Source organism: Streptomyces sp. NPDC107765 (assembly GCF_055657085.1).
Genome location: NZ_JBVKBL010000018.1, coordinates 151,955 through 160,604, shown reverse-complemented (window position 1 = coordinate 160,604; position 8,650 = coordinate 151,955). Strand labels below are relative to the sequence as shown.

Genomic DNA, 8,650 nt, shown 5'->3' with positions numbered 1-8,650 from the left:
TGCATCGACTTACGTCGGCCCTCCAGCAGCAGCCCCCTCAGATACAGGGCGCCCTTCTCACGCTGATCCCGCCGCACCAACGGCGCGAACACCTCCCCGGCAAACTCTTCCAACCGGCCCCGACACGCAGCAAGTTCCCCAGCCCTCATACAACCAGCGAACTACCACACACCCACCGTGACAAGATTACGTAACAAAGCCCTACTAGGAGTTGTCGTCACATGTCACGCCCACATCAAGAGCGAGGCGAGGCAGCGCGGTGATGGGTGTGATCGGTACGGTGGGTCAACTCGGCTGATTTTTTAGCTCTTTGTGGTCCTGTGGAGGAAGGTGGCACATGTCTGAGAACAACGTCCCAGGTGGGGTGGTTTCGGTGCCGGTGGGTCGGGTGGTCGGTGGTCGGGCGGAGGTGAGGGATGACGACTGGGGCGGGGAGACGGCGATCATCCGTCTGGACGCCGGCCAGTTCGGCCCGGAGGTGGTGGCGGGCCTGGACGCCTTCTCCCACCTGGAGGTCGTCTACCACTTCGACCTCGTTCCCGAGGACAAGGTGCAGACCGGGGCCCGGCATCCGCGTGGCAACACCGACTGGCCGCTGGTCGGCATCTTCGCCCAGCGCGGCAAGAACCGCCCCAACCGGCTCGGCGTCTCCCGCTGCCGCCTGCTCAAGGTCGACGGCCTCGACCTGCACGTCCAGGGCCTTGACGCTGTCGACAACACCCCCGTTCTCGACGTCAAGCCTTACATGGCCGAGTTCGGCCCCCAGGGCGACACCACTCAGCCCGACTGGGCCACCACCCTCATGCGCCACTACTACTGACTGGCGCCGGCGGCGGAAGCTGCGCCGCAAATCCACGGTGGCTGCTGCTGGTTGAGACGAAAAGCCCGGTGCTCGCATCGCCGGCGGTGCGGGTCTTGACGTGGCCGGTCGATGGGCGTGGCGCCGGGCGCTGCGGGCGGCGGTGGCTGGGGTCACCACCTCAGCGTTGACCGACGATGGCGGGCCGGGATTCGCGGTGCCCCGGCTTACCTCCGCTCGCGCGGAGAGCACAGCGTGTGCCCGAGCTCGTGGAGCAGGATGTTCGGTTCACCTCCGCTCGCGCAGAGAGCACCTCGCGCCGTGGGTGGAGGCTCTGACCGGCGCCGGTTCACCTCCGCTCGCGCAGAGAGCACGCACCAGATGTCTGCCACTGCCACCTGCGGCGCCGGGGCATCCGCGCGGTCATCCCACAGCCGTCCGACCAGATCGGTCATCGCCGGCGGCGAGGCCGCCAAGGCGGCCGTCCACCCGCCTTCGACAGTGAGACCTACAAACAGCGGAACACCGTCGAACGGTGCATCAACCGCCTCAAGCAGTGGCGCGGCCTGGCCACCCGATGCGACAAACTCGCCATCGCCTACCAAACCGCCCTCCACCTCGCGGGCATCCTCATCTGGACCCGACGCTGACCAAAGAGACAGAACCTAGCCCACCAGATCCCCCGGCGCCGCGCCCTTGGCCGGGATGAGGAGTTGGGCCCTGCCCTCCGGGTCGTAGGAACCGAGCAGCAGGAACTCGCTCGTGAAGCCCGCGATGCGCTTGCTCTTGAGGTTCACCACGCCGACGACCAGGCTGCCCAGCAAGGACTCGCGTTCGTAGTGGGTGACCTGTGCGCTCGTGCGCAGGATGCCCGCCGGGCCGAAGTCGACGGCCACCTTGTAGGCGGGCTTCCTGGCCTCCGGGAACTCCTCGACCTCGACCACGCGCCCCACCCGCAGCTCGCAGGCGAAGAACTGGCCAGCGTCGATCCTTTGCCGGGGCTCCTTCTCGGAGCCTTCCGTGGGCTGCGTGGTGCTCATGGTCGTTGTCCCTCACTTCGCTTCGGTATTGCGGGTGTTGCTCGTGATCACGGATACGTTACTGACGGTCGTCGAGGATGAGCAATCCGGCACCGACCAGTACGATCCCGCCCCAACCGACCAGGTCCAGATGCTCTCCCGCCACTGCGACGCTCAACACCGCCGCTGCCACCGGTTCGACCAGGATCAGCGTGGCCGCCGTGCTGGCCGGCACATGCGCGAGCCCGCGGCCGAACAGGAAGTACGCGAACGCCATGGGGATCAGTGCGAGGTAGCCGGCCACCAGAAGGCCGGAGCCGCTGCCGAGCAGCGGGCCGCCGGTCACCGCCAGAACCGGGATCAGCAGGAGGCCGCCCACGCCGAACATCACGCCCATCACCGGGCGGGAGGACGCCCCTCCGCGTATGAGGCGCCCGCCGGAGTAGGAGTACACGGCGTATGACGCACCGGCGAGCAGGCCGAGTGCGACACCGACCACGGTTTCCGAAGCGGAGTGCGGCCCCTCGTCAGGGTGTTGCTGTCCGACCACGACGAGAGCCACGCCGAGGGTGGACACGGCGCTCGCTCCCACCCACCTCGCCTGCGGCAGTGCCCTTTCTCCGATCACCTCACAGAGTTTGGTGAACGCCGGGGTCGAGCCGACCGTGACGACAGTTCCCGTCGCGATGCCGGTGAGGTCCATTGAGTTGTAGTAGGCCAACGGGTACACCGCCACGGCGACAGCACCCGCCAGAATGGTGCGCCATACGCGGGGGCCACCGCGGAGCAACGGAAGCACGGAACGGCCGGCGGCGGCCAGGAGTACCAGGCCGCCGATGCCCATGTTGGCCGCGCCGATGGAGAGAGCGGAGGCTCCCGAGGGGGCGAAGCTCGCCGCGGTTCCGGTGCTTCCCCAGAGGACCGCGGCGAGGAGTATGGGGAGCACTCCGGAGACGAAGTGCCGCCTTTGGCCGTGGTCTTCCGTGTTGCACGACGGTTTTGGTTCAGTGCTCACCATGGGGGAATTGCCCGAGGGCGTCCTTTCGGTAGATCTCCAACGTCGAGGGCCCTTGGAAAAGGTATTGCGGCTGCGGCTCGGCAATCACCGTGTCGATCCCGAACGTGCGGCAGTACTCCTCCGCGAAGTGGCATCCGGTCACGGCGAAGACCACCAGACGGGTGTCGTGCTCCGCGGCCGCCTCGATGAGTTCCTCCAACGTCCGGCTCGCCAGCGTCTCGCCGCACACCAGCGCCACATCGCTCTCGGCCACCAGCCGGGCGCTGTGTTCTCCGGAGGTCACCGGGACGCCGAGGATGCCGTGCTCGATGAGTTCGGGGTCGAAGTCGCTGGCAGTGATCTCGACGTCCTCCTTGAGGAGGTGGTGGATCAGGTTGCCCATGACGCCGATCTGGGCCACCCTGCGGCCCTTGGTGCGCGACACCAGCCGCATCGTCTCTCCCACCACGGTCTGCGCACGGGCCAGCGCCTTCGCGTCCGCTGCCCCGTCGATGGTGACGACGTGGCCGGGGGAGCGGGGCAGGGCACCGAAGGCGGCGTCGAGAATGGCGATGTCCTGTTCGAGCGTGTCGCCGCGTACCTGGCGTGCGTCCTTCCCGATGAGCCCGTCACTGGGCTCGCCGAGCTTGACCGACCCGAAATCGGCGTAACAGCAGCCTTGCCGAACGGTCTGCGCCATGACGAAGCTGTACACCATGAACCGTTCGTACGGGGTGGGCTGGGAGCGGTAGTCCACGCCCCACAGGCTCCGTAACCGGAAGTCGTCGTCGGGTATGTCGCGGCTCCGGTCGGCCACAATGGTGCGCAGCGTTTCCAGAATGTCGTCCATATAGCCTTACGGCTCCTTTTCCTGAGTGTTACCGGAGCTCGGGCTCGGCGGAATTGCGGATGGTTCCCCAGCGTTTCGCCGTGGCCTCGTGAATGAACCAGATGTCGTCCTCGGACAGCCGACGTGAGACGACTCCGGGGAACGCCTCTTCGAAATAGATGTACGGCGGCCGGTTGTCGACGTCCGGGGAGTGGTAGTCGAGCTTCTCCCGCATGCCGTGGGCCTTCGTGATGCGGGTGGCGGGGTGGTAGGTCAGGATGTTCGGGCTGGCCAGCATGACCAGGCCGTCGTCGACGAGCCGTCCCACCTCGTCCACGGTCTCCTCGATGGTGCAGCGGGTCTCGCCCTCCAGACCGAAGAGCACGGAACTGCCGACCGGTATGCCGGCTTCACGTATGCGCGACAGCGCGGTGCGGACCTTCGCCTTCCACGGGAAGTCCGTGACCCGGCGGATGTTCTTGTGGACGTGTGCCATGACCTCGCTCGACATGCTCTCGATGCCCATGTAGAGGTAGGTGCAGCCGGCACCACGCAGGGCGGCGAGCATGGCGTGTACGTCGTCCTCACCATGGAGGGTGGTGAGCAGGTCGGCGGTCACCTGGCATCCGAACTGGAGGTGGCGCAGCCGCTCCCAGTCGTCGTCCTCGGTGATCCACCGGCGGCAGCGTTCCGGTAGTTCCTCCGGTCCGGCGGACGTACGGGCCGAGCGCAGGGCGGCGCAGAACTCCCGGATGGCCGGGAAGCTGCCGCTCCAGAAGATGGAGTCGTCGAAGAAGACTGCTTCAGCGCCATAGCTGACGTACTCGCACACCCGCTCAAGCGCCGCCTCGGCCGGCGATCCGCCGAAACGTTTCAGCCCTCCGACGACCAGCGCCGACTCGGAACAGAAATCGCAGTGGTACGGGCAGGCGTTGGAGACCGTCATGTGTGCGGTACGAGCGGGCCGCCCGTCGGGCAGCGGAAACACCGGGAAGCGGGACCGGATGGCGAAGCCCTGGTACGGCGACGGTAGGTCCGCCAGGTCGTACTTCGTCCCCTTGATGGGAAAGGCGTGCAGCCCCGCGGCATCGCGTGCGCACACCAGGGAGTTTCCCCGCACGCGCAGGCCGGAGGCCCCCAAGAGAGCCAGCACCTCGACCACGTCGGAGACCCGGGCCCGGGTGCGGTCGAGGTCCATGGCCAGGGCGATCGCCTTCATCAGGAGGTCGAGTGCGAAATAGCCCTCGCCGCTGACGCAGAAGTCCACCACCGGCTCCGCGCGCCCGTCCTCGATGGCGCGCAGGGTGCTGCTGTACTCCAGCACGACGGACCGGTCGGCCTGCGAGTACCGCATCGTCTCGTCCATGTGGCGCCCGCCGAACACCACGAGGCAGTCGGGGGCCTCGTCCTTCACCACCCGGGCCATCTCCAGTGCGTAACGGTGGCCCGGAGAGACCGTACTGACGAGGAAGACCCTCGGCCGGTGCCGACGGACCACCGAACGCAGGTCTGCGCGAGCCTGCTCATCCCACACCCGCGGGTCGAAGATCGAGGCATCGGGCGTGTCCTCGACCGTGCGCCCGAAGCGCAGCCCGTGCTGGGCCGCCAGCCGACTTTCCTTCGTGGGGGGACGTCGCCAGTTGGGACACAGGTCGCTGAACGGGGTGTCCTGCGGTCGGCCCGCATCGAGCCGGGCGGAACGCAGCGCGCTGTCAACGGTGACGCTGAGAGCCGCGTAGAGGCACATCGGATCGCCGGGATAGGTGATCTCACCCTCGGGCGAGGTCATCACCGGGGCGAGCGCGGCAAGGACCGGGAAGGAACGGGCGTCCCACGGCACCTGGTCCGCTCTCTCACACTGGGCACGCTCAACCAGATCGGAACGCCGGGACGCGCGTAACCGGGTGAGTGCATCGACGGCATCCCCGTCCGCATCGGCTGGGGAGTGGAAGACGTCGTGAACGAGGGACTGGACGGTTGACGGGGGCAAGTCGGTGCCTTTCTTCAGGAACGTCGTGGCGGCACTCCACCGTGCGCGTCGGAACCACTCTCGGGCCGACCCGACGCATACGGAGAAGACGAGGAGGAGGCGGTCTCAGGCGAGGTGTAGAGGGTCACGGCGGCGACGGCGAAGGTCGCGGCGACATACGCGAAGAACCACAGGGGATGCCCGAGCGCCGCGAGCCAGGAAGCGACGTACGTGGCGGTGCCCCCAAACAGCGCCGTCACCAGGGAGTATGCGATCCCCACGCCCAATCCCCGGACTGCCGCGGGGAACTGCTCACTCATCAGCGCGGGGAACGGGCCGTGGTAGGCGCTCAGCAGGACGATCGCGACCAGCAGGAGCGGCAGCGTCACCACGACATCGCGGGACATCGCGGCGACGGCGGGCACCAACAGCATGGCGAGCGCCACGGCGCTCCACCCCATCACCGGGCGCCGTCCCCAACGGTCCGCTGCCAGCCCGGCCACGGGCGGAAGCACGCTGTAGACCGTCAGAACGATGCAGCTGACCATGAACGCGGTCGACGGCCGCATGCCTGCCTGGAGGCTGAGGTAGGTCGGCAGGTACACGGTGAGCGTGTAGAAGCCGACGGTGGCGGCGACGCCGAAGCCGACGACGCGCAACACACTCGAGACATGGGGGCGGAGTACGACGGCGACCTCGTCCGGCCGACGGTCTCCTCGGCCCTCCCCGTTCCTGCGTGTCTGCGGCGATACCGGCTCCCGCTGCGAGACGGGCTCGGGAAGACGGAGGGAGCGGCGCAGCGCCAGCCCCACGAGGCCGATGACTGCGCCGGCTCCGAAGGCGATGCGCCAGCCGAAGCCGGTCATCTGCGCGTCGGACAGGGTCGAGGTCAGGAGCCACCCCAGCAGTGCCGCCAGCAGGACGCCGATGCCGGTACCCACAAAGATCGACGACCCGTAGAAGGCGCGCCGCCCGGCCGGCGCGGCCTCGGTGACCAGGGCCGTGCTCGCCGGCATCTCCCCACCGGCGGAGAGCCCTTGGACCACCCGTGCCAGGAGCAGCAAGACAGGCGCGGCGACACCGATCTGCCGGTAGGTGGGCATGACAGCGATGGCCAGGCTGCCTGCGGCCATCATCAGGACGGTCAGATTGAAGATGACCGCGCGGCCGAAACGGTCCGCGAGCCGCCCGAGCACCACCCCGCCCAGCGGACGGAACAGGAACCCCACGGCGTACACCGCGAATGCGGAGAGCAGCGCGGTCGTCAGGCCCTGTCCGGCCGGGAAGAACCGGTCGGCGAAGAACGGCGCGAAAGACGCGTAGAGCGTCCAGTCGAACCACTCGATGACCTGGCCGGCGCCGGTAGCCATGGCGACCCGGTGGCGGGAAGAGACTGCCGAAGCACGGGCGGTGGCGTGCGGCACGAGTTCCGCCTGTCTCTGACTGGGCTTCATCCGGCGTCCTCCGGTCCGCCCCGCTCGTGGGCGGTCATGGCGTGAATGGGGCCGGTACGCCGAGGCGTTCGCGCTCGGCGGCGACCTGGTCACGGACATCGGCACGCAGCTGCCGGGCGTCGAAGACGATGCCCCCCTTGATGGTGTGGCGTACGCCCCCGACCCGGGCCAGGGATCCGTCCGGCGCCATGTGCAGATGACCGTGGCCGTACAGGACCTTGAGGTTGGCGAGCGGGTTTGCGTCGACGACCAGGAGATCGGCGACCTTTCCGGGTTCGAGCGTGCCAGTGTTCTCCAGGCCCAGCAGCTGGGCACCGTTGGCGGTGGCGCACCGGACGATCTCCAGTGGATGCAGCCCGGCCTCGCGCAGCAGCTCCATCTCCTCCACCAGCCCGAATCCATAGAGGTTGTAGATGAACCCGGCGTCGGAACCGGTCGTCAGCCGTCCGCCCCGTAGGTGGAAGTCGCGAACGAACGCCATCCAGAGCCGGTAGTTCTCCTTCCAGGCGACCTCTTCCTCCGTCCCCCAGTCGTAGAAGAACGAGCCGTGGTTGACGCGGTCGGGTTGGTAGAACCGCCATGCCTGCGGTGCCGTGTAATCCCGGTGGTACTCACGCCCGCGCGCTCGCGCTGCGTCCCGGGCGGCGGAGTACACGACGAAGGTCGGATCGAGGGTGGTGCCGAGGGCCACCAACTCGTCGAGCGTGTCGTCCCAGACCCGGCTGCCGGGCTCGGCGGCCTGCCGCCACAGATGTCCGAGCTGCGCGAAGCGGTCGTGCTCGTTGTTGTAGTTGTAGCCGGCGGGGAAGCACTGGACCCTGCGGTCGGTGAACATGGCTTCGGGCATGCCATAGCCGTGTTCGATGCTGCCGAGCCCCCAGCGAGCAGTGGTGAGTGCATTGACCCGCGCCACGTCGGAGGGTGCGTGGTGACAGGCGCTGCCCAGTCCCAGGCGCCCCGCTTCGGCGAGCGCGGCACGGAAGATCTCCGGTGGCGCACCGAAGAACTTGATTCCCCCTGCCCCTAACTCCGCCTGCTCCGAGACCCATTGTTCGGCGTCGCGGCCCGACCTGAACGGCTCGCCGCGCCCTGCACCGAACGCGGCGTACGGGACGATGCGCGGCGCTGTGATGTCGTTGGCCTCCGCACGGCGCGCCTCGCGCACGGTGAAGGCGGTCCCGTTACCCAGGCAACCGGGCTCCCGGACGGTGGTGATGCCGTGGCCCAGCCACAGGCGGTAGCTGTAGTCGGCATTCGGCCCTTGTTCGGCCGCCGCGATGTGGGCATGCGCGTCAACCAGCCCCGGCAGGACGTAGTGCCCGGACAGCTCCCATATCTCGGCGTCCGCGGCCACCCGCTGCCCGGCCTGCGTCATGTCGGTGTTGCGCCCCGCGGATACGATGGCGGAAATGCGCCCGCCTTCCAGCACCACGTCGGCGGGTCCGTACGCTGGTGCACCGGTGCCGTCGATCACTGTGACGTCCCGCAGAACCAGCCGCTCGTACGGGCCGCGGCCCGCGCTGCCCGGCAAGCCCGCCGCGTTCCGGTTCAACTGCACGAAGTCCCTCGCCTTTCCGTTCCGC

Annotated in this window: 7 protein-coding genes and 2 pseudogenes; 2 read left to right on the top strand and 7 right to left on the bottom strand. The window is 68.2% G+C overall.

Going from position 1 to position 8,650, the window contains the following annotated elements; all coding sequences use genetic code 11:
* Window positions 1–149: pseudogene (locus tag ACZ7MX_RS33775) on the bottom strand (IS701 family transposase); the annotation flags it as partial.
* Between the two features lie 188 nt (window positions 150–337).
* On the opposite strand from ACZ7MX_RS33775, the gene ACZ7MX_RS33770 reads away from it, so the two are divergent.
* Both ACZ7MX_RS33770 and ACZ7MX_RS33765 read left to right on the top strand, forming a co-directional pair.
* Window positions 338–820: an SAM-dependent methyltransferase gene (locus ACZ7MX_RS33770; RefSeq protein WP_472137739.1), complete on the top strand. Its 483-nt coding sequence runs from the start codon at window positions 338–340 to the stop codon at window positions 818–820.
* 374 nt (window positions 821–1,194) lie between these two features.
* Window positions 1,195–1,449: pseudogene (locus ACZ7MX_RS33765) on the top strand (transposase); the annotation flags it as partial.
* A gap of 15 nt (window positions 1,450–1,464) precedes the next feature.
* Here ACZ7MX_RS33765 and ACZ7MX_RS33760 read toward each other — a convergent pair.
* From ACZ7MX_RS33760 to ACZ7MX_RS33735, 6 genes are all read right to left on the bottom strand, one after another.
* Window positions 1,465–1,839, bottom strand: coding sequence for a tRNA-binding protein (locus tag ACZ7MX_RS33760; protein WP_467575800.1), 375 nt, complete (start codon window positions 1,837–1,839; stop codon window positions 1,465–1,467).
* A 58-nt stretch (window positions 1,840–1,897) separates the two neighbouring features.
* Entirely contained in the window at window positions 1,898–2,836 is a 939-nt protein-coding gene (locus tag ACZ7MX_RS33755) for a DMT family transporter (protein WP_472137737.1), read from the bottom strand.
* Window positions 2,823–3,665 carry a Rossmann-like domain-containing protein gene (locus tag ACZ7MX_RS33750; RefSeq protein ID WP_472137735.1) on the bottom strand — a complete coding sequence of 281 codons (843 nt, stop codon included), beginning with the start codon at window positions 3,663–3,665 and terminating at the stop codon, window positions 2,823–2,825. Before ACZ7MX_RS33750 ends, ACZ7MX_RS33755 begins: the two co-directional genes overlap by 14 nt.
* Window positions 3,666–3,693: 28 nt before the next feature.
* A complete protein-coding gene (locus ACZ7MX_RS33745) occupies window positions 3,694–5,484 on the bottom strand; it encodes a B12-binding domain-containing radical SAM protein (RefSeq protein ID WP_472137733.1) in 1,791 nt (596 codons plus the stop codon).
* Between the two features lie 164 nt (window positions 5,485–5,648).
* Window positions 5,649–6,983: an MFS transporter gene (locus ACZ7MX_RS33740; RefSeq protein WP_472137731.1), complete on the bottom strand. Its 1,335-nt coding sequence runs from the start codon at window positions 6,981–6,983 to the stop codon at window positions 5,649–5,651.
* A gap of 118 nt (window positions 6,984–7,101) precedes the next feature.
* Window positions 7,102–8,625: an amidohydrolase family protein gene (locus tag ACZ7MX_RS33735; protein WP_472137729.1), complete on the bottom strand. Its 1,524-nt coding sequence runs from the start codon at window positions 8,623–8,625 to the stop codon at window positions 7,102–7,104.
* Between the last annotated feature and the right edge of the window lie 25 nt (window positions 8,626–8,650).

Excerpts from the sequence above, each read along its gene's own strand:
- ACZ7MX_RS33770 (WP_472137739.1), top strand. The coding sequence starts at position 338 with ATGTCTGAGAACAACGTCCCAGGTGGGGTGGTTTCGGTGCCGGTGGGT.
- ACZ7MX_RS33760 (WP_467575800.1), bottom strand. The coding sequence starts at position 1,839 with ATGAGCACCACGCAGCCCACGGAAGGCTCCGAGAAGGAGCCCCGGCAA.
- ACZ7MX_RS33755 (WP_472137737.1), bottom strand. The coding sequence starts at position 2,836 with ATGGTGAGCACTGAACCAAAACCGTCGTGCAACACGGAAGACCACGGC.
- ACZ7MX_RS33750 (WP_472137735.1), bottom strand. The coding sequence starts at position 3,665 with ATGGACGACATTCTGGAAACGCTGCGCACCATTGTGGCCGACCGGAGC.
- ACZ7MX_RS33740 (WP_472137731.1), bottom strand. The coding sequence starts at position 6,983 with ATGGCTACCGGCGCCGGCCAGGTCATCGAGTGGTTCGACTGGACGCTC.